General features: G+C 67.8%; 17 protein-coding genes. 4 read left to right on the plus strand and 13 right to left on the minus strand.

Features of this window, described 5'->3' with window-relative positions; all coding sequences use genetic code 11:
- From NTX40_05045 to NTX40_05105, 13 genes are all read right to left on the minus strand, one after another.
- The coding region (locus tag NTX40_05045) for a DUF4340 domain-containing protein (GenBank protein MCX5648449.1) at nucleotides 1–2016 on the minus strand (2016 nt) is incomplete at its 3' end.
- A 174-nt stretch (nucleotides 2017–2190) separates the two neighbouring features.
- Nucleotides 2191–4605 (minus strand): hypothetical protein, encoded by a 2415-nt coding sequence (locus NTX40_05050; GenBank protein MCX5648450.1) that lies wholly within the window; start codon nucleotides 4603–4605, stop codon nucleotides 2191–2193.
- Complete coding sequence (locus NTX40_05055; GenBank protein MCX5648451.1) at nucleotides 4596–5312, minus strand: ABC transporter permease; 717 nt, start codon at nucleotides 5310–5312, stop codon at nucleotides 4596–4598. The genes NTX40_05050 and NTX40_05055 overlap by 10 nt, the downstream gene beginning before the upstream one ends.
- A gap of 140 nt (nucleotides 5313–5452) precedes the next feature.
- A complete protein-coding gene (locus tag NTX40_05060) occupies nucleotides 5453–6427 on the minus strand; it encodes an ABC transporter ATP-binding protein (protein MCX5648452.1) in 975 nt (324 codons plus the stop codon).
- 170 nt (nucleotides 6428–6597) lie between these two features.
- Nucleotides 6598–7773: a hypothetical protein gene (locus NTX40_05065; GenBank protein MCX5648453.1), complete on the minus strand. Its 1176-nt coding sequence runs from the start codon at nucleotides 7771–7773 to the stop codon at nucleotides 6598–6600.
- Nucleotides 7774–7827: 54 nt separating this feature from the next.
- The gene (locus NTX40_05070) at nucleotides 7828–8319 is read right to left on the minus strand and encodes a hypothetical protein (protein MCX5648454.1); all 492 of its coding nucleotides are present in this window, start codon (nucleotides 8317–8319) and stop codon (nucleotides 7828–7830) included.
- 46 nt (nucleotides 8320–8365) lie between these two features.
- On the minus strand, nucleotides 8366–8761 hold the full coding sequence (locus NTX40_05075) for a DUF1425 domain-containing protein (protein MCX5648455.1): 396 nt from the start codon (nucleotides 8759–8761) through the stop codon (nucleotides 8366–8368).
- A 42-nt stretch (nucleotides 8762–8803) separates the two neighbouring features.
- Nucleotides 8804–10216, minus strand: a complete 1413-nt coding sequence (locus NTX40_05080; GenBank protein ID MCX5648456.1) for a hypothetical protein — start codon at nucleotides 10214–10216, stop codon at nucleotides 8804–8806.
- Nucleotides 10217–10241: 25 nt separating this feature from the next.
- Nucleotides 10242–10868: a hypothetical protein gene (locus NTX40_05085; protein MCX5648457.1), complete on the minus strand. Its 627-nt coding sequence runs from the start codon at nucleotides 10866–10868 to the stop codon at nucleotides 10242–10244.
- Nucleotides 10869–11138: 270 nt separating this feature from the next.
- Entirely contained in the window at nucleotides 11139–11819 is a 681-nt protein-coding gene (locus tag NTX40_05090) for a bifunctional 4-hydroxy-2-oxoglutarate aldolase/2-dehydro-3-deoxy-phosphogluconate aldolase (protein ID MCX5648458.1), read from the minus strand.
- A gap of 13 nt (nucleotides 11820–11832) precedes the next feature.
- A complete protein-coding gene (locus NTX40_05095) occupies nucleotides 11833–13857 on the minus strand; it encodes an FAD-binding protein (GenBank protein ID MCX5648459.1) in 2025 nt (674 codons plus the stop codon).
- Nucleotides 13858–13877: 20 nt separating this feature from the next.
- Entirely contained in the window at nucleotides 13878–14675 is a 798-nt protein-coding gene (locus tag NTX40_05100; protein MCX5648460.1) for a 3-ketoacyl-ACP reductase, read from the minus strand.
- A 125-nt stretch (nucleotides 14676–14800) separates the two neighbouring features.
- On the minus strand, nucleotides 14801–16201 hold the full coding sequence (locus NTX40_05105) for a flavin oxidoreductase/NADH oxidase (protein MCX5648461.1): 1401 nt from the start codon (nucleotides 16199–16201) through the stop codon (nucleotides 14801–14803).
- 383 nt (nucleotides 16202–16584) lie between these two features.
- Here NTX40_05105 and NTX40_05110 point away from each other — a divergent pair, with 383 nt between their 5' ends.
- The 4 genes from NTX40_05110 to NTX40_05125 form a co-directional block, all read left to right on the plus strand.
- Nucleotides 16585–17844, plus strand: coding sequence for a methyltransferase (locus NTX40_05110; GenBank protein MCX5648462.1), 1260 nt, complete (start codon nucleotides 16585–16587; stop codon nucleotides 17842–17844).
- 30 nt (nucleotides 17845–17874) lie between these two features.
- A complete protein-coding gene (locus tag NTX40_05115) occupies nucleotides 17875–18864 on the plus strand; it encodes a substrate-binding domain-containing protein (protein ID MCX5648463.1) in 990 nt (329 codons plus the stop codon).
- Between the two features lie 2 nt (nucleotides 18865–18866).
- A complete protein-coding gene (locus tag NTX40_05120) occupies nucleotides 18867–20219 on the plus strand; it encodes a DUF4380 domain-containing protein (protein ID MCX5648464.1) in 1353 nt (450 codons plus the stop codon).
- 7 nt (nucleotides 20220–20226) lie between these two features.
- Nucleotides 20227–21092 (plus strand): sugar ABC transporter ATP-binding protein (locus NTX40_05125; protein ID MCX5648465.1); only part of this gene is annotated, 866 nt, incomplete at its 3' end.

Raw genomic sequence — 21092 nt, forward strand, 5'->3', positions numbered from 1 at the left:
GACGAGGCTGCCGGCCTCGTCGAGGCGATTCCATTTCGCGTCTTTCCTGGCGAGGCGGAGCGTCTCCTTGCCGGCAACGATCTCGAGCCCCGTGATGTCCGTGCTGAGGAACTCGGTCATGGCGCGTGGGAGCGGCTCGGCGGCCAACAGGCGCGGCAGGTTGGCGGCGGCCTGGAACACCAGGTCGCTTCCGTCCACGCGGCCGACCGAGGAGCCGTCCTCCTTGACGGCGAGGCGCAGGGTTTTCTTCGGCGGTTCCGCGCCTTTGCCCTCGGGCGCGAGGGTGATGGTGCAGACGATCTGGCCGGGGTCGAGGTCGTGGGCCTTGAAGTCCTCCGTGCGGGCGACGAACTTTGTGCATCGCAGGTCCTTGAGGGCGTCGAGGAGGCCCTCGGCGAAGCCAGGCTCGGGATCGGCCTCGATCGGCTGGACGATCTTCCAGGCGTCGCCTTTTCGCTCGAGGACGACGGCGCGGTCGGGCGCCCGGACCGCCAGGCCGGTCGCGTCCTTCGCCTTGAACTCCAGGACGCGCTTGTCGCGGCAGGCGAGCCAGCCCTCGTGGAACCAGGCGAGGTCGTTTTCGTTGGCGCGGCCGATCCAGGGCTCGGAGGCGTTGGCGACGAGCGTTCGGCTCTCGGCGCTGCCGCCGACGAGGATGGCCTGCGGGGCGGCCTCGCCCTCGAGCCAGAGCCGGATGTGGCCCTGGGGCTTGAGGCCCTCCGCAAAGTCTTTCTTCCGTTCTTCGTCGGAGAGGTAGTAGATGGCCTTGAGGCCGGCGGCGCCGGCAAGGAGTTTATCGACGGCATCGGGGTCGGCGTCGGTTTCGTCGCGGCCGGGGACGAGCAACCGCCAACCGGCGTCGGCTTTCTTGAGTTCGAACTCGCCGGCGGCATTCTTCACCTCGACGCGTGTGACCGGGTTCTTGCTGAGGGCGAGGACGCGCTTGTCGCGCAGGTCGTCGGCGCTCTTTTCGAGGGGCTTCAGGACGTCGGCGTCGACGCTGACGACGCGTCCCACGGCATCGGCGGTCATCAGGCAGACGGTCTTGTGCTTCAGGTCCGCCCACGAGCCGAACACCAGGGTCGTCGCCACGGCGGGTTCGGCCTTGGGTTTGGTTTCCTTGGCCTTCTCGGCGCCCTCGGCGGTTTCGGCGGGCTTTTCGGGCGCAGGCGCCTCTTTCCACAGGGTGACCCGCAGCCGCGGCGCCGTCAGGCCGTAGCCCGCCAGATCCGTCACCGCGTCCTTGACGAACTCCTTGACGCGGAGGCGCCCGAGTTCCTGCAGGATGGCGTCGACGGCGTCGGGGTCGGCGCGGGCGGTGATGGGCTGGGCGAGGATCCATCGGTCGCCTGTCGCGCCGGAGCGGTTGAGGACGACCTCGCCGCGGGAGCCGGCGAGGCTGACGCGCACGATCTGGTCGCGCGCGGGCGTGGCGACGTCGTGGCTGCGATAGGTGTCGGTTTTTTCGCCGGCGCGCTCCGCGAGCGTCGCCGCGTCGAGGACGTAGACTTTTTTCGCCTTGTCCAGGCGGACGTAGACGCCTTCGCCGAAAGCGCTTCGGCGGCCGATGTCAACGGTGCTGGTGCGTTCGGCCTGGCTGTCCTTCTTCTTCGTCGTGAAGGTGAAACGGAAGGCCGGGGGCTCGAGCCCCAGGTCCTTGAGGTCGGGCTGGCCCGCGGCGCCGGTCTCGAGCGTCTGGCGGTATTGGCCTTCGAGGCAGGCGCGCAGGAGCCGATCCACCTCGTAGCCGTCGGCCGCATCCTTGACGGGCTCCGTGAGGCGCCACTCGCCGTCCGTCCTGGCGAAGGCGACCTTGGTCTTTAGTTCCCCCTCGGCGTTCTCAAGGAGCGTGGCGCCGGCGACGTCCGCGGGGGCGACGTCCCGGATGAGGTTGAGGGCCTCGGCCGGCTTCGCCGGTTCGGTCGTCTCGCCGGTCAGGCGGTCGCGGAAGACGTAGACGGCGACGGCGACCGCAAACACCGCCAGGGCGAGGATGAGCGTGGTCGAGTAGCGCATCGATTATCTCCTGGGCGTGACAGGGTTTTCCGGCGTCGGGCAAGGGCTTAGACATGTGTGGCACGGCGGGTCTTGTCCCGCCGTGCGCAAGCGCGCCGGAACGCACGGCCGGGCAAGGCCGGCCGTGCCACACCAAGTTGCAGTTTCGCCGATGCCAGAAAATCTTGTCATACCCTATCTCCTGCGGAGGATGTAAACGATGAGGCCGACGATGCCGGCGGCCAGGGGAAGCCCCGCGATGATGAGGATGCGAAGCGGCAGCGTCCAGGCGCCCAAGTCGCCGATGCGGCGGGCCTCGAGCGCCTCGGGACTGACCGTGATGAGGTGCTCGGTGCCGGCCACCCAGAGGAGGCTGTTGAGGAAGAGTTCGGCGTTCCCGGGGAAGACCTGTTGGCCGAACATCGTGCGGTAGAAGGCGACACGGTCGGCGGCGAAGTCGCCATCGCCGAAGAAGACGACCTTCTGGACCTTCCCGGCGGGACGTTCCGCTTTCTCGACGGGCGGTTTGGGTTCGCCCTCGGCGGTCTGCTTGGCGGTTTCGGGCGCGAGTTCCCTGGTGACGGCGGCGGCGAGGACGACCGGCCGCTCGGCCGTCGGAATGAGGTCCTCCACTTCGTCGCGTTTCGCTTCGCCGCGCATCGCCTCCATGGCGGTCGTGTCGGCCCAGTAATCGGCGCCCGTGGGCAGCGTGAGGATCGGCTGGACGGTGACCCCTTCGGGAAGGGGCGCCTTCGGCATGACGGGCATGGCCGTCACGAGCATGGTCGGCAGGGCGCCGAGGGGCGCCGTGATCGCGTGCTCGGGATAGCGGGTGATTTCAATCTGGGGGACGGCCCGCTCCGTGCCGCGCTGATCCACGACGACCTTGTGGACGGCAACGGCCTCGAACTTGCCCTCGAGGCCGAAAGTGTCGAAGAGGTCGAAAGTGTCGAAGAGGTCGCGGTAGGGGACGGCCGGGCCGAACATGCCGGCCGGTTCCCCCAAGACGATCGCCGCCGCCCCTTTCTTGATGGTCTCGACGGCGGGGGCGTATTGTTCGGGCGAGGACGGCGGCGCGGGCATCTGGGGGTTCATCGGAGGCGGCGGCACGAGAACGAGGATCGGGAAGGTCATGTGCTCGGGCGCGGGCATGGCGGGCTCGCGCGCCAGGTTCCAGTCCTCGACGATGAAGTTGGCCTTGCGGAGCCGCTCCGCTATTTCCGCGTACGGGCCGCCCCCCATCGTCGCCGGCTCGCCGGACGTGACGAACAGGACGGCCGGCTTGTCGGCGTGCAGGAGGCCCAGCAGCGCGCTGGAGACGGCCTGTTCGCCCGCGAAGAGGCGCTCTGCCTGGCCTTCTTCGCCGGACGCGCGATTGCGGACCCAGATGTCGTCGAAGGAGACGACGTAGACGCGGTCGGGGCGCGCCTCGACCTTGGCGCTGGTCACCGTGAGGCCCTGGCCGACGCGCAGTTGCTGCTCGTAATCGCGGAGCATGGGCGCTGGAACAATCACTTCTGAGCCGTGTTCGACCTTCAGAACCACCACCTTCGGTACCTCGGCGGGCCTGGACGGATCCTTGATGATGGGCTTTACGATTCTCGTCGGGTCCTCCGCCACCCGGATGACTCCGCGCGGAACGGAGGTTTCGATGAGGAGGGTTTCGCCTTCGCCGATCCGGTCGCGGATCTTGTCGAGTTCGAGTTCCGGGAGGTCGGCGGCCTGCTTGTTGAACGCCTTGATGCGTTCGACGAGCGGGGCGTAGACGGCCTCGGCCGAGGCGAGGACCTCGCGGGCAGCAGGCGGGACGTCGGCGTCCTTGGCGGCGTCGCGCAGTTGCTTGTAAAGGGCGGGGACGGCCTCGAAGTTGTCGCCGACCGGGCCGAGGAATTCCTTCGCGCGCGAGAGGGCCGTCGCGTAGGCCGGCAAGGCCTGGTCCGTCAGGGATTGGACGGCGGCGGCGGTGAAGGTGCCGAGCGTCTCCAGTTGCCGCCAGCGCTGGGCGACCATTCGCAAGGAGTTGACGACCTCGGCGGGGCCGGAAGTCCAGGCGTCGGCGGCGGCGCTCGCGCGGTCGGCCTCGGCTTTGAGCACAGCACCGAGATCCGTCCGCAACCGGCCGAACTCCGCGACCAGGGCCTTCGGTTTCTCCAGGTCCTTTTCATAGCGCGTGCGGAGCCGATTGACGAGCGTTTCGACCTGGCCGACGTCCACGGCGGGGTTGACGGCCTCGGCGGTGATGCGCGGCGAAGACATTTCGTATTCCGAGAGCAGGTCCTGGACGCGCCGCCACTGTTCCGCCGAGGCGGGGATCTCCGGCGCGTGCGAGTAAAGGTTCGTCAGTCGGATGTCGCAGTCCGAAGGGATGTCGGCGAGGAGGGCCTTGGTGCGCGGGCTCAGGCTGAAGCGCCCCGCGGCGGTCCAGTCGCTCCGAGCCCGGCCGCGCAGAAACGCCCCCGAGAGCCAGACGGCGGCGACCGCGAGGACCGTCGCCAGCACGAGCGCCAGCGCGACGTTCGAGCCGAAACGGACCCATCGCTGGGATTGCGAGAGGGGCCCCGCGTCGGCGGCGGGGGGCCGGTCGGAAGGGTTTTGCGTTTTCAGCGCCATCGGCGACTCTCCACGATTTTGACCGCGAGGAACAGGGCGTACACCGTTACCGCCACGAAATAGAGGACGTGCACCAGGTCCACGACGCCCTGGCTGAAGTCCATGTAATGGGACCGGACGGCGATCCGGCTGACGATGTGGCGCCACGTGCCGGGAACGCTCGCCGCAATCCACGGGCCCAACAGGCCGATCACCGCCAGGATGACGAACGCCACCACCGCCGCGATCACCTGGTTCCGCGTCATGGAGGAAGCGAGGATGCCGACGGCCACGTAGAGCGCCCCGAGGAGCGCGAGGCCCAGGAATCCGCTGGCGATCGGGCCGTAGTCCGGCCGGCCGAACGCCGCCAGCAGCACGACGTAAACCAGGGTCGGGACGAGCATCGCCAGGTACACGAGCCAGCACCCCAGGAACTTGCCGACGACCACCTCGGCGTCGGTGACAGGCGCGGTCAGGAGGGTTTCAATAGTGCCGGTGCGGAACTCTTCGGCCAGGCTCCGCATCGTCAGGATCGGCAGGACGAAGATGAGGATGATCATCATGATCTCGAAGAGGGAGCGCATCTGGGCGGGGGCGCCGGGATAGAAGTCGCCGAGCGCGAAAAAGATGCCCGAGATCACCAGAAATAGCGCCATCGCGACGTACGCGACGGGCGAGACGAAGTAGGACGCGACCTCGCGGCGCGTCAGAACGAGGATGTTTCGCATCGCGGCACTCCTTGACTACACCGTGATTTCAACGCAGAGGACGCTGAGAACGCAGAGTACGCAAACGGCCTCTTTTGTTGAACAACTCCCTCTTCCTTCTCCGCGGTCTCTGCGCTCTCTGCGTTTGAATCGCGCGTTCATCAGGCGGCGGCGATCGCGCGGGCGGCCGCGTCGCCGGCCGTAATCTGCAGGTACAGTTCCTCCAGGCTCGGCGCCTCGCTGCGAATCTCGCGCAGGCGCCAGCCGCGCTGCGCCGCCAGGGCCGCCAGGGCCTCGCGCACGTCGCGGTCGCCCGTCGGCGTGACGGCGAAGTGTTGCCACTCGTCGCCCGCCTCCTCGCGGGAGACGGCGGCGACGCCGGCGATTTGTCCGACGGCACGGCTCATTTCGTTAGGCCCGTCGCCGCCCTCGGCGGCGCGGACCTCCAGAACGACGTGGTGCTGGGCCGCGGCGCCTCGGCGAAGTTCCTCGACGCTGCCCGCGGCGGCGATCCGGCCCGCCGCGATGATCACCAGGTGCGAGCACGTCCTCTCGACCTCCGGCAGGATGTGGCTCGAGAGCAAGATCGTGTGCTCGCCGCCCAGCGAACGGATGAGGCGGCGCGTCTCCTGTATCTGCGTCGGGTCCAGGCCGATCGTCGGCTCGTCGAGAATCAGGACGGGCGGCTCGCCCAGAAGCGCCTCGGCGAGGCCGACACGCTGGCGGAACCCTTTCGAGAGTTGCCCGACCGGCCGGCGGCGAACGTCCTGGAGCCAGCACCGCTTGACGGACGCCTCCACGGCCGCGGGGCGCTTCGACCCCGCGATGCCCTTCAGCGCCGCGCGGAACTTCAGGTACTCGTCCACCCGCATCTCCGGATACAGCGGGACGTTCTCCGGCATGTAGCCGATGGAGGAGCGGACGGCGAGGCTGTCGCTGAAGACGTCGTGGCCGGAGACGCTGGCCCGGCCACTGGTGGCGGGCATGAAACCGGTCAAGATGCGAAGCGCCGTGGTCTTGCCCGCGCCGTTGGGCCCCAGGAAGCCGACGATCTGGCCCCGCAGGACCTCGAACGTCGCGCGGTCGAGGGCCAGCGTCCGGCCGTACCACTTTGTGAGGTTTTCGACCTCGATCATCCTGTCCACGGTCAATCCTCCCGAGACCCGGCAAGTCCGTACGTTTTTGGAACCCAGAGATTTACGGGAAGAGGCGGGGATTGTCAAGGCACCGCTGAGCAGAGAGAATCGAGCGGCACGAGAAAAAGAGCGCCTGGGCTTGCGGGCGGATCGCAGTTTTTCGACGGCCGTCAGGGCTGGGGGTTTTCCGCGGGCTTTTTCTCCGGTTGTTCGGTCGGCTTTTCTTCGGCGCCTTTGGGCGTTTCCCCCTCCTGGGCGGGGGTTTTGGCGAGTTTGGCGGCGTCGCCTTCGTGGACGGGGGCCTTCGGGTCCGAGAGTTTGACGGTCGAGGAGAGGAGGTCCACCTTCTCGGCCGTGGCCGTGACGGTCTTCGTCGGCGCGCCCTCGGCCGGGGCCGTCTCAATGGTGAATGCGGTGCCCGGCGCGACGCCGTCGGACGATCCGATGTCCAGCACCGCCATCCCCGTCTCCTTGTCCACGCGGACGACGCGTGTGGGTTCGGCGACGTCGCGCATCTGGTCGAGGAGGTCTTCGACGGCGCGTTGGACGGCCACCAAGGGCCTGAGGTCGGCGCCGCAAGCGACGGCTTTGACTTCGCCCGTCTCGACCTTGTAGACCGTCAGGTACATGACGCAGGCGAGGGTGGGGTCGAGGTTGAGTCGGCGTTTATTGATTTCGCGGCGAACGGGGGCGAGGGCCGGATCGTCGGCGGGCAGACCCCCCGCCGGACAGTAGAACCCTTCGACGATGTAATGGACGCCGATGAGCCGACCCGGCCGCGGCGCGGTCTCGGGGTTGACGGCGGCGGTCTTCGCGAGGGCGAGTTCGCGGGCGATTTCGAGGATGCGCTCGCGCTCGATGACGACGAACTGGCGCGTGGCGACCAGTTCGCGCGTCAGGTACTGGCGGATCACCGGGGGCATGAAGACCGGCGCGTCTTCGCGACCCGTCCGGATCGTCGTGCTGCCCTCGCCCGTCACGGTGGCCGTTGTTCCCTTGCCGGTCCCGCCGGTCCTTGTCGTCTGGACGTCCACTTCGGCGGATCCGCTGCGCGAGATGTTCACGCCGCGGCCGAAGGGCAGATACTCCTGCAACTCGACGACGTCGCCGGGCCTCAGGAGCGCGAGGACGAGTTTGCGGTCGCGCTGGACCTTTTGGATTTCGTGTTTGTAGTCGTAGGCGGGTTTGGCCGGTTTTTCGCCGCTCGGCGGCGGAGGCGGCGCCACCTCAATCTTCGGCTTCGCGAAACACGCGCGCGGCGCGCTCCACGCGGCGCCAACGAGAACCACGGCTGCCAGGAACACAACCACCGGACGGCCTCCAACGCAGTAGCCGAGGCGTTTCATCGGACCCTCCTTGTCCCGCTCCGAGCCGCTTGTGCGGCGACGGGCAGGGACGTTTTACTTGGGGCTCGCGTTCGCTTCGCCGGGCGCGAGCGGGGCGTGAGGCCCGTAGGTGATGGCCTCGTACATGGGCGTGCCCGGTATCGGAGTGGCCAAGCACCTGCCTCCCGCGAGGACGTGCGGTCCGTGGTCGCACAGGTTGCCGCAGTTCTTGTGGTCCAGATCCGTCACGATGCCGCGCTGCTTGTGTAAATCAAGATATGCCTCGTACAACATGTCGCGCGGGAGAGTGCCCTGAGCGACGTGGAGGTCGTAGTTTTCGCGCGTGGGGGTGCAGCAGCAGGTTCCCCCCAGGATCCAGGGCTTCATGCCTTTGACGTGGCCGACGGCGTCGTGGCAGGCGGTGATGGGCGGCGCGGCGGCGGCCTTCGGGACGTAAGGCAAGGGTTTGTAGGCCGGCCCGCAGCCGGTCGCCACGAGGAGGAGCGCGCTGCCGAGCAGAAGCAGGAAGGCCGTGGCAGCGGGTGGGCGCTTCACGTCGGATCGCATGGTCTGGTTTCCCGTCGTCAGGGCCCTCGCGGTTCGGATGGGCGGTTCACTTGACCTCGGCCTTGCTGGCCTGGCGGACGCGGTATTCGTAGTCGGCCGCCTGGGGGTTGATGCTCACGATCTCGTGGGTCTTGGTGTAGCGTGCGGGGATCATGAACGGCGCCCAACTGGTCTCGTAAAGGGCGAAGCCCTGGGCGTCTTTCCAGATGACCTGGATGTCGACCCAGATGTTTTCCTTCTTGCGGTTCTTCAGTTCCGTGCGGACGCGCAGGAGGTCGCCTTCGACGCGGTCGCTCTCCTGGCGGAGGACGGAGACGTACTGGCTGACGGTGAACCCTTCGAGGAGGACGCGTCCGCCCTGGTCCACCTGTTTGGGGTTGGCCTCGCAGCCGGCCAGCGCGAGCACAAGAATTGTCGCCAGAACCGCCGTCGCTGATCGCATGGAACCGCTCCTTTCGGAAAGTCGCCAATCGCGCCGCGTGCGCTAGAATCCGTAGGTCGAAGCGGGCTGCGCGCCGCCGGCGATGGCCTTGCGGACGTCGTCCGGTCCGAGCCGGTTGTCGCCGTCGAACCAGGGAGCCAGAGAGACGCAGGCCTCGCCTGTCTTCGGAACGCCGATGCCGTAATACGTATTCGTCCACCGGGGCAGACGTGAACCGTTGATGTCGTACATCTCGAGCCGGACCGTGTGCGGGCCGGGGGCCACGTCGGCCGCAAAGATGAAGACCTTGCCGGGCAGCGTGGTCCAATGGCGGACGTCGCCGGAGATGTCCCAATGGCTGGCGGCCGAGCCGGCGTAGGGGGCGTAACTGAGCATTTCGCGGAGGATCGCCTTGGTGGCCTGGGCTGCCTCCTTTTCGCCGATGCGGTCCTGCGTGGACGCCTGGTCCCAGAGGTCCAGCACCTGGAAGGCGGGTCCGGCGTAATGGCCGTCTATGTAAACGCGAACCGCCCGCGGACAGACGGGCGACCGGCCGAACTCCGTCTTCTCGCCGCTGATGCCGCCCAGGTACTTGTAGGGGCACCGCCCCACGTCGATCGTGAGGACCAGGTTCGTCGCGGTCTGGAAGGCGGGGGTGAAAAATTCCTCGGCCTTGTCGGCGGATCGGCGAACGGGGCTGGCGGGCGCGGCGCCCTGGAGGACGGCGGGAGCGCTGGCCGGCGTGGCCTCGGCGAGGTTGACGATCGGCTCGATGTACAGGTCGGGCTTCTCGGGGTTGTGGAAGGTCTTGTAGACCCAGGCTTCGCCCTCGGTCCGTTTCTTGAGCATCTCGCCGGCGGCCTTGGCGTCCTCTTTGGATTCGCGCTCCGCGTCTTTTTCCTTTCGCGGGGTCCGGGTGGTGGCTTTGCGGAAAGCGATGGCCGAGTTATCCATGTCGCCGAGTTTCGCGTACGTCTTTCCGACCCAATAGAAGGCGAGGCCGAAATCCTCGCCGACCTCGGCGGGGGTGGATTTTTCGACGACGGCCCCCTTGTCGGCCAGGAGCGCCCGCGATAAGAGGATCCGCGCCTCGTTGTAGTTCCCCGCCAGGTACTCGGCGAGGGCGGAGTAGGTGCACAGCATCGCCCGCTCGTAGGTCTCGCCCTTGTAATACTTGAGCCGCTCCGACGAAAGCGCCGCCCCGACGTTCTCGTGCTCGACCTCGAGTTGGTCAAAGGCTTCGCGGAGCCGCGGCTTGGCGCGCATGTAGGAACCCAGGAGGATGGCCTGCCGGCCGAACTCCATCCGCGCCAGGACGTAATTCGAGTCCTTCGGGTCGGCCGGGAGGCGCGATTCCATCAGGTCGAGCGGGTTGACCCAGGCAGGGGTCGTCCGTTGGGCCTGGGGTTCGCAGCCGGCGGCGAGGAGGATCGCCCCGGCGGCGGCAAGGAGCGCAGCGAGCGAGAGCCGATTCATCGAGCATCCCTTCGCAATGGGCCGGTCAGCGGTCGTACACGCCGGCCCGGACCAGTTTCTTCAGTTCGTAATCGTTTTCCCAGAGAATGGCGCTGGAGGCGGCGTCCGTCAGGCGGACCGACAGGCGCATGTATTGGGTCTGCGTTCGTCCCCGGCTTCGGCGGATGCTCTCGACGCGGCCGGACATGAACAGGTCGGCCCCGTAAACGGCCTTGCTGCCGCTCGTCGTGACCTTCCCGAGGTCCTTGTCGCGGCGTTCGGCGCGGATCTGGTCGATGATGTCGCGGTCGAGGAAGAGGATCTTCCCGCCGCAGTTCTTGATGAGTTCCGTCCGGATCTTATACAGCAGGTCGTCGGTGCTGAAGAGTTCGTCGCTCGCGTTGACGACTTCCGTGAAGGCGAGCGTCGGCGGGTTGGCGGCGTTCTGGATCTGCGGCAGGCGGATGAGCGACTGGGCCATCTGGAAACAGGCGGCCCGGAAGTCCTTGCTGCTCATTGCCCCCAGCAGCGCGTCGTCCTCGCTGTCCAGGTCCATCCGCGCGGTCTGGCCCGCGCACCCGCCCAGCGCCGCGAGGGCCGAAAGCAGGAGGCAAAGGACGCCGGCGCGGCAGGTCCCGTGAAAGAGGCTGGCGAAAACGGTCCGATCAGACATAGCTCGTCTCCTTTGGGTGACCCGTTCAGCATGCCCGTCCGGCCGCCGAAGTGCAAGCCCAATCGGGACGGCACAGGACCGCCTACCAGCGCCTCTGGTCCAAGACCCCGGCCCCGCGTTTCCGGCCGCGACGGCACTCTATACTATCGGCGGCTCCGGGTGAGGCGGACCATTCTTTTCGCGCGGGACCGCCCGCCGCGCCGCATAACGCCCCACCTTGAGCGCCGCCGAAGGGAGCGCAGTTTGACCGCCGGCGCTCCATCGCCGGTCTTAAGGCGCGGCAGAGCGGACCTGCCGAATCCACGCGATGACCTGGGCGACCTTGCGGGTGATGCCGGCGAAGTCGCGTGCGGCCACCGCCTCTTTCGTGATGAGGTTGGAACCCATGCCCACGCACGCGACGCCGGCCGCAAACCAGGCCTCCAGGCTCTCCCGGGTGGCCTCCACTCCGCCGGTGGGCATGAGGGAGGTCCAGGGGCACGGGCCGAGCATGTTCTTGACAAAAGCCGGTCCACCCACTTCCTTTCCCGGGAAGATTTTGACGATCTCCACGCCGAGTTCCTCGGCCGCCGAAATCTCGCTCGGAGTGCCGCAGCCCGGACTGTAGGCGACCTTGCGGCGATTGCACAACCGCGCGATCTCCGCATTGAGGACGGGCCCGACGAGGAAGTTGGCGCCGGACGACAGGTACAGTGAGGCCGTCGGGGCGTCGACGATGGAGCCGGCGCCCAGGATGACCTCCGGCCGCTCCTCGGCGAACCGCTTCGCCAGTTCCGCGAAGACCATGAACGCCCGGTCGCCGCGGTTGGTGAATTCGACGACCCCGGCCCCGCCGTCGGCGCAGGCCCGGACGATCGAGACGGCCGTCTCGACATCGCCGTGGTAGAAGACCGGCACGACGCCGGTTTGGACCATCGCATTCAGGACATCCAGCCGCTTGAATCTTGCCATAGGTCGCACCATCCTATCTGGGTTTGTATATTTCGCCGGCGCGATACTCCGCCCAGGCCGTCTCGAAAGATTTGCGGTCGGCCGGCGCCGTCCGCGGCGCCACGGCGCGGACGGAGAACAGTTCCGCGGCCTTCGGGTCGTATTGCAGCCGCAGGATCGTGCGGCGAAGCGACTCGTTCTCGGGCTGGACCCGCAGAGGAGCGCCCGTCCGTTCATCCAGCACCGACGGGTGCACTTCGGCGCCCTCCCGGCCGACGACGAGGTAGGACCCGCGGGATCCGGCGCCGGTCCGCAGCAGTTCCTTGATCGCCTTCAGATAGGCCGCGCTGGTCAGGGCCATGTGCTGCGCGGCCAGCGACGCGGCCAGTTCCTCCGGTTGTTTGCCCGCCCGCGCCAAGCCGTTCTTTCGCACCTCCCGCGCGAGGGCGATCGCGTCCCGCAAGGCGGCCGTCACAGTGCCGATTTCGCGAAGGTGCCCGCCGGCGGCCGTCATGCGATCCCGGATTTCCTCGAGGACCTCTCGCGGGCTTCGCCGGGCCCTGGGGTTGCTCCTGCCGGACAGGCGCTCTATCGCCCGGCCGAGTTGGCCTTCGGTGCGCGCCTGGGCCCGGCCGAAGTCCATCGTGTCCTCGAGATAGACGTTGGCGATGTAGGTGGCGCAGCGCAGCCCTCCGACCTGTCCGCTGTTGAGGGCCGCGCCGCCGGGCCGTTTGACGCCGTGCGTGCCGGCCATTTCGCCGATCACGAACGTGTGCCGCAGGCCGGACTCCCACCACGTATTGACGGCCAGCCCGCCGTTGTTGTGCTGGGCGCAGAGGGCGATCTGGAGCGGCTCCCTTCGGAGGTCGAGGCCGTTTTCGGCGTAAACGTCGATCGCCAGGGGGTTCATGTGGCGCAGCCGGTCGATGGGCCGCGCCTGCAAAGCCGCGCACCTGTGCAGATAATCCGATGCCTCGTCCGGCAGGTCGCCGAGGTCGAACGCCTGCATGCCGGCCCGGCCGATGGGATTGCTTCGGAAGTCCATCCACACGCGACGGCCCCGGCGGGTTTCGCCGAACACCAGCACGTCGACGAGCGACGACTGGTAATCGGCGATCCGCTGCGGATCGAAAGGCCACTGGTACCCCTTGAGGAAGATGGCGCCGGCCATTTGGCGCATCGTCGGGAATGCGTCGGCCAGGAAATCGCGCGGCTCGCGGCCGGCGGCGTCGGTGGAATAAATCCGCGGGATGACCTGCATGTAGGTTCCGGAAACGTTCCAGCGGAACTTCGTGCTGGCCAGTCCGAACTGGGATTCGGTCAGGTTTTCCGCCGCCAGTCCGGCCTCCAGGGCCGGTCCGTGCAGCCCGAACTGCCCCGGCGGATAGACGGTGTCCCGGTACATTTCCCCCGGTCCGCCGGCGGCCAGCACCAGGTTCTGGCAGTAGTAGACGTTCGCGCGGACCTGCCGGCGGGTGGAGGCGGCCATGTCCAGCGTCAGGACGCCGACGATGCGTTTTCCGGCTCCCCGCCCCGCGGTCAGCAGCGTCGCCACTTCCTGCCGGTCGTGGATGGCGACGCCGTAGCGCTCGGCCTCGGCCTGGAGGCAGCGGCTCATCCACTGGCTGGTCTTGGGTCCGGCCGAGGTCGCCCGCTCAAACGGGTCGTGGTCCGTCTTGTAACCGATGAACGAGCCGAGCGCATCCTGCGGAAAAGGCACGCCGGCCCGCACAAGGTGGCAGAACTCCGGCAGCGATTCGATCCCCTCAACGATGGCCAGGTCCTCGTGGCAGCAGCCCGCGGCGGTCAGGCTCCGGGCGAAACTGGCGGCGCTGTCGGCCGTCAGTGGGCTGGTCCCCATCTTGTAATAGGTCTGCTTGTCGGATCCGCTCATCCGGCTGGCGCCGAGCCCCAGGCCGCGGGTCAGCACGACGATACGCCGGCCGGCGCTGCGGACGCCTTTCCGGGCCATCATCTCGCAGAGGTGGACGGCGGCGTTCATGCCGGCGGCGCCGGCGCCGATGATAACGGTGTGAAATCGGCGTCTCTTGAGCCTCATAAGTGCGTCCGCCCGATCGGTCACAGCCTTCGGAGGTGGAAGCCGCCGTCCACGTTGATCACCTGGCCGGTGCAGAAGTCGAGCCGGCCCTGGGCCACCGCGCCGACGGCCATCGCGACGTCTTCGGGCCGGCCCCAGCGCCGCGTGGGCGTCAGGCCCTCCGCGATCAGCCTGTCGTACTTTTCGCGGACCGACGCCGTCATGTCCGTGGCGATGATCCCCGGCCGCACCTCGAACACGCCGATGTCGAATTCCGCCAGGCGATCTGCAAACAGCCGGGTCATCATGCTCACGCCGGCCTTGGAAATGCAATACTCCCCCCGGCCGGGAGAACTGGTGTACGCCGATATCGATGAAGTATTGCAGATGCGATACTGTCGGTCGGGATGGGCTTTCCGCTGCGAGATCATCCAGTTGGCGACCAACTGCGTCAGGAAGTACGGGCCTTTGAGGTTGACGCCCAGGACGCGGTCGAAACTTTCCTCGTCGGCCTGGAGGATGTCCGTCCGCCGGACCGGGGCGACCCCGGCGTTGTTCATCAGAAAGTCGCAGCGGCCGAAGCGGGCGCGAACCGCTTCGACGAGCCTGCGGCGGTCCTCGGCCAGGGAGACGTCCGACCGAAGCACCAGGCAGGCCCGGCCCGTGGACTCGACCTGTGCGGCGGTCTCCTCAGCGGCCGATCCGCCGGGTGTGCCCGCTGCCGCGAGGCCGCGGTGACTGATCGTGATGTCATATCCCAGGGAAGCCAGTTCCAGCGCGATAGCCCTGCCGATGCCTCGGCTGCCGCCGGTTACGATGGCTACGGGATGGTCTGTCATGGCGGTTATACCCCGCAAGAGCGGACCGTCTGTCAAGCCTGCCACCGGCCGCGGCGACCCGTCGGCCTCGCCGGCCGCCGAGGCGGGCCCGTGGCGCCGGCCAAGGGCATGCCGAACGCGTGCCGTCAGGCGGGCGGCTTCTCGTTTCGTTCCCGACCGCTGCGGTAGATCGGCCCGTAAACCTCGCCATCGCGGACGACGCAGCCGGTCGTCCCGCCGTCGCGCATGATGGTCGTGCAGGCGCCGCAGGCCAGGCACACCTTGCGTTCGTCGAGCCGGCCGCGAGCCAGCACGTCGGCCGGAAAATCGGGGTACGCAATCGCCATTCGTCCGGCACCCGCCATGGTGGTCAGGCCGGTTCGCTTGGCCCAGGCCATCACGTTGGGCATCAGACCGCGCAGCCAACTGTAACCCGTGCCCACGATGGCCACCTGCGGGAACGTTTTTTGGATCTCGCCCGCCAGCGCAATCAGCCTGGCGACGCCGATGATGGGATGCTCGGGAGGGAGGCCGGATTCCCGACTCTTGCTGTAGGGCCTGCTGTAGTGGGGGTTGTAGTACGGATTGGCGGCCGTGATATTGATCATCGGCACGCTGCGAGCGACCAGTTCGCCCACCAGCCGCTTGGGTTCGGCCAGGTCGGCAGCGGTGACGTCGTCGCGGCTTGTCCCCCATCCGTAGGGGAAAGGCACCGCGTCGAAAACGCCCAGCCGCGTGACAATCATCCTGTCGGGTCCGAGCCGGCGACGGATGCCGTCGACGATCGCCAGGAGCAGCCGCGTGCGGTTCTCAAATGAGCCGCCGTACTTGCCCCTCCGCGTGTGGCCGGCCAGCAGTTCGCTCATCAGATAGCCGTGGCAGGCCTTGATGTCCACGGCGTCGAAGCCTGCATCGAACGCCAGCGCCGCAGCCTCTGCGTAACGCTCCGGCAGCGCGTCGAGGTAGTCGTCGGCGAGAACGGGCCGGTCGGCCGGCAGGTTCATCTTCGCGTCGCGGTACGGATCGTGCTGCGCGATCATGGGTTCTGGCCGGAGCGTCGGGCGGCAGTAGCGACCGCCGTGCGTCAGTTGGGCGACGAGGATCGGCCGATGGTCGGCGCCGAACCGTTCGGCGGCAACGCGCCTCATGCGCGCCACCAGGAGCCTGAAACTCTCGGCGCTGGCGGGGTGGATCCAGAGGTGGCGCGGGTTTGTCCGGCCTTCGGGTACGACGGCGATCGCCTCGACCCAGATCAGACCCGCGCCGCCGGCGGCGAACCGGTCGTAGCGGCGGACGGTCAGGTCGCCGGGTCGGCCGAGGGAATCGCCGTCGCAACCCTCCATCGGGTGGAGGGCCATGGAGTTGGGGGCCGTCAGGCCGCCGACCGTCACCGGACGGCCGAGAATCGAAACATCTTCATCCCCCTGAAGGTCGACGTGCCATTGCGCCGCCAACTCCCGCAGTCCCTGAAGGTTCCCGGGGACCAAGGCCTCGGCATCGGACTCATAAGCGGTCTCGGAGTTCATGCGGACATTTTTAACCAGCACGCCCCGCCTTGTCAATCCTGTGCGATTTTCAAAGCCTCTCGCGAAAAGGCTTGCAGCCGCCCCCTCGCGCGGCCTAGAATCCCGGTCGCACGATCTATCGCTCGAGATGACATGCGGTGCCCGACGTACTGCGACCTGACGGTCAACCGGGAGCGCCGCCTAGCCCGGGAGGGCCCGTTTTTCCGGAAGGTCTTCCGGAGCGTCTTGGCCCGGCGGGTGCAGGACGGCGCCTGCGGCACGGGGCGCCACGTGCGGCTGTTTGTGCGGCGGGGGCCGGAGGCGGTTGGGGCGGACCTCTCGCCATCGATGGTCGAGCAGGCCTGCGGCGACGCCCGCGCCGAGGGCACACGCCGTTCGTCACCGCAAAGGAGTAGCCGGACTCCATGAACTCCCGCGAGCGACTCCAGGCGACGCTCAACCATCGGCAGCCCGACCGCGTGTGCGTGGACTTCGGCTCGACCGCCGTTACGGGCATACACGTTGCGGCCGTCAGCCGCCTCCGCCGGGCGGTGCTCGGCCAGCCGGATTACCGCGTCAAGGTCATCGAGCCGTACCAGATGCTCGGCGAGATCGACGAGGAACTCCGTGCCGCCCTCGGCATCGACGTCGTCGGCGTCCTGGGGCGCACCACGCTCTTCGGGTTCGAGAACGCCGGCTGGAAACCGTTCGACCTCTTTGACGGCACGCCGGTGCTGGTGCCCGAGAAGTTCAACGTGACGGCCGACTCAAACGGCGACCTGCTGATGTACCCCCAGGGCGACCTTACGGCCCCACCGAGCGGCCGCATGCCCAAGGGCGGGTACTTCTTCGACACGATCATCCGCCAGCCGCCCATCGACGAGGCGAAACTCGACCCGGCCGACAACCTGGAGGAGTTCGGTCCCCTGTCGGACCGCGACGTCGCGTACTACACGCGCGAGGCCGAGCGCCTGACCTCGCGGCCCGACCTCGGCGCGATCCTGTCGATGCCCGGCACGGCCTTCGGCGACATTGCGCTGGTGCCCGCCCCGTGGATGAAGCACCCCAAGGGCATCCGCGACATCGCCGAGTGGTACCTCTCCACGGCCGCGCGGCGGGACTACGTGTACCAGGTCTTCCAGGAGCAGTGCCGGGTCGCCCTCGGGAACATCGACCGCTTGGCCGTCATCCTGGGCGACGGCGTCCAGGCGGCCTTCCTCACGGGGACCGACTTCGGCACGCAGCGGGGCCTGTTCATCTCGCCGGCGGCGTACCGCGACCTCTTCAAGCCGTTCCACGTGGCGGTCAACAAGAGGATCCACGAGAAGACCCGGTGGAAGACCTTTATCCACACGTGTGGCTCGGTGATCGACCTGATCCCGGACCTCATCGAGGCCGGCTTCGACATCCTCAACCCGGTGCAGACCTCGGCGGCCGGGATGGACCCGCGGCGCCTGAAGAAAGAGTTCGGCGGCCAAATCGTCTTCTGGGGCGGCGGGACCGACACGCAACGGACCATGGCCTTCGGCAAGCCCGACGAGGTTTACCGCGAGGTCCGCGAGCGCATCGAGATCTTCGGCGCGGGCGGCGGCTTCGTGTTCGACGCCGTCCACAACCTCCAGGCAAACACGCCGACCGAGAACATGCTGGCCCTGTTCGGGGCCATTCGTGACAGCGCCCGGTAAACGCCGGGACGTGCAAAAGGAGAAATGTTCATGAACAGGTTCAGCATCCTTCTGCCGGCCCTGGCGGCCGCCCTCATGGCTGCAGGGTGCGCCAGGACCGACACCGCCGCGCCCGACAAGGGCAAGGCGGACACCTCCGGGCAACTCTACATCGAGGTCTCGGCCCTGGGCAGCCTCGACTACTTCTACGACCACAAAATGGGCATGGAGATGGCGGGCAAGGTCCTGGGCGTGCGGACGGAATATGTCGGCCCGGCCGATTACGACATGGCCGCCATGGCCAACGTGTTCGAACTGGTCATCGCCAAGAAACCCAACGGCATCGTCGTCGTGGGGTTCGAGAACTCCCTGAACGCCCTGGTCGATAAGGCCGCCGCCGCAGGCATCCCGGTGGTGACGGTTGACGCGGACCTGCCTGGCTCGAAGCGCGTGGCCTTTGTGGGCACCGGCAACTACCGCGCCGGGTTCGAGGGCGGCAAGACACTGGCCTCGCTTCTGGACGGCAAAGGTAAAGTGGCCCTCATGACCAAGCCGGGGCAGTCGAACCTGGAGGAACGCATCCGCGGGTACCAGGACGCCTTGAAGCAGTTCCCCGGCATCCGGATCGTCCAGGTGGCCGACACGCAGTCGGACCCGGTGGTGGCGGCCCAGGCGGCGGCGTCGCTCCTCCAGAAGTACCCCGACCTGGCGGGCATCGCGTGCGTCGAGGCGGCCGGCGGCAACGGCGCCGCCACCGCCGTCCGCGAGGCCGGCCGCGCCGGCAAGGTCAAAATCGTGGCCATGGACCGCGGCAACGAGGTCCTGGAGTCCATCCAGGACGGCGTCATCAGCGCCACCGTGGCCCAGCAGACGGCCCTCATGCCCTTCTACGCCGTTCAGATCCTCTACAACCTCAACAACCACCCGGTCCCCGTGACCACCGACAACGCCAAGGCGGGCGTCGCCGGCGTTCCCGAAGTGGTCGACACCGGCGTCGTCATCGTCGACAAGGACAACTACCAGTACTTTGTGAGGAAATAGCCATGCGACGGACGGCCTGTACCGTCTTTCTCGCGCTCGCGGTCGGCCTGCCGGCCCTTGGGGCCGACGCCACGAAGTCCGAGTACCGCGGATGGGAATCGCTGCACCTGGCGAACGGCCTGGTCGAAGTGCAGGTCGTGCCGGCCGTCGGCGGGCGAGTCATGCAGTTCAAACTTGGGCCCTTCGAATACCTGTGGGTGAACCCGCAACTCGCCGGCAAGCAGCCGACGCCCACCGGCCTCGGGCCGGACGGCGCCTGGCTGAACTACGGCGGCGACAAACTCTGGCCCGCCCCGCAAGGGTGGGACAACGACCAGCAGTGGCCCGGCCCGCCCGACGGTGTCCTCGACGGCGGCCCGCACGAGGCCTCCATCATCGAGGCCTCGGGCAAGAGCGCCGCGCTGAGGCTCATGAGCCGCGAGGACAAACGCAGCGGCATCCAGTTCTCGCGCATCATCCGCGTGGCCGACGGCGCCGCCCGCGTGAGTTTCGATTCAACGATGAAGAACATCGACACCAAGTCCCGCCGCTGGGGCATCTGGCAGGTCACGCAACTCAATGCCGCCGCGCCGGCGGGCGCCCAGGGCTACAACAAGGAGATCCGTTGCTGGTCGCCCATCAACCCCGCTAGCATTTATCCGCGCGGCTACTGCGAGATGTTCGGCCTCGTCAATAATCCATCTTTCAGCGTTGACCCGGCGACGAAAATGTTCTCGGCCAACTACAAGCGCATTGTCGGCAAGGTCGGCCTCGACAATTCGGCCGGCTGGGCGGCTGTCGTGGACGGCGCGGCCGGGTACGTCTTCGTCGAGCGGTTCACGCACTTCCCCGACAAGAAATACCCGGACCAGGCCTCGGTCGAGTTCTGGATGAACGGGGTGGGGCAGTTCGTGTGCGGGACCAAGATCGTCGAGGCGAAAGACGACCCGGTCGAGACGCCATACCTCGTCGAGAGCGAAATCCTGAGCCCCTTCGCCGAACTCCGGCCCGGCGAGAGTTACTCCTTCCGCCTCGACTGGTTTGCCGCGAAAATCGGCGGCAACTACCCGGTGCTCGAGTGCACGCCCGCAGGCGTCGTGTGCGAGCCGCTCGCGGCCCAGGTCGCCGGCGGCAAGGTGCGCCTGACGGGCCGGTTCGGCGTCTTCTATGCCGCCCAGGCGGGCCTCGTCGTCCTCGACGGCGACGGGAATGAATGCGAGAGGATCGACTTGAAACTCCCGGTCTCGCCCATCGAGGCGCTTGTGCTCGACAAAGAAGAACCCCTGCCGGCCAAGGCCGCCTCGGTGCGGCTGGTGCTCCTCGATTCCGGCGGCAAAGAGATCGGGGAACTTGCGCGGGTGCAGGTCCGGAAGTAGGGCTCGGATGGCCGACAACGTCATTCTCCAGTTGCGGGGGATCACCAAGACCTTTCCCGGCGTGCGCGCGCTCGACCATGTGGACTTCGGACTCCGCCGCGGAGAGGTCCACGCCCTCGTCGGCGAGAACGGCGCCGGCAAGAGCACCCTGATGCACATCCTGGGCGGCATCTACCGGCCGGACGCGGGCCAGATCGTCCTCGACGGCCGGCCGGTGCGCTTTCGCAGCGCCCACGACGCCGCCCTGTGCGGCATCAGCGTGGTCTTCCAGGACCTCTCGCTCGCGGGGAACCTGTCGGTGGCGGAGAATATCTTCGCCAATCGCCAGCCCGTTCGGGCGGGCGCCTTCATCGACTCCGCCGCGCTGGAGCGCCAAACGCGCGAACTTCTCCATCGGTTCAACCTCGACCTCTCGCCCCGCACGCTCGTCAAGCACCTCTCGGCGGCCCAGCAGCAGGTGATCGAGATCCTGAAGGCCATGTCGTACCGGCCGCGCGTGCTTGTGCTGGACGAGCCCACCTCCTCGCTGACCGCGACGGATACGCAACGGCTGTTCCGCAACATGGACCGGCTCAAGGCCGAGGGAACGAGCATCGTCTACATCTCGCACCACCTCCGCGAGGTCTTCCAGGTGGCCGACCGCGTGACGGTCCTCCGCGACGGTCGCCACGTGGAAACGCTCCCGGCGGCGGGCCTCACGGAAGACGCGATCGTCAAGCGCATGGTCGGCCGCACGCTCGGCAACATCTACGGCGAGCGCGCCTCCGAGATCGGGCCCGAGTATTTCCGCGTCGAGGGCGCCGCCGCCGGCCGCTTCAGCGACGTGAGCCTGTCGCTCCGCCGGGGTGAAATCCTGGGCCTGGCGGGCCTCGT

It is taken from the genome of Planctomycetota bacterium (genome assembly GCA_026387035.1).
In the GTDB taxonomy this organism is placed as follows: domain Bacteria; phylum Planctomycetota; class Phycisphaerae; order FEN-1346; family FEN-1346; genus JAPLMM01.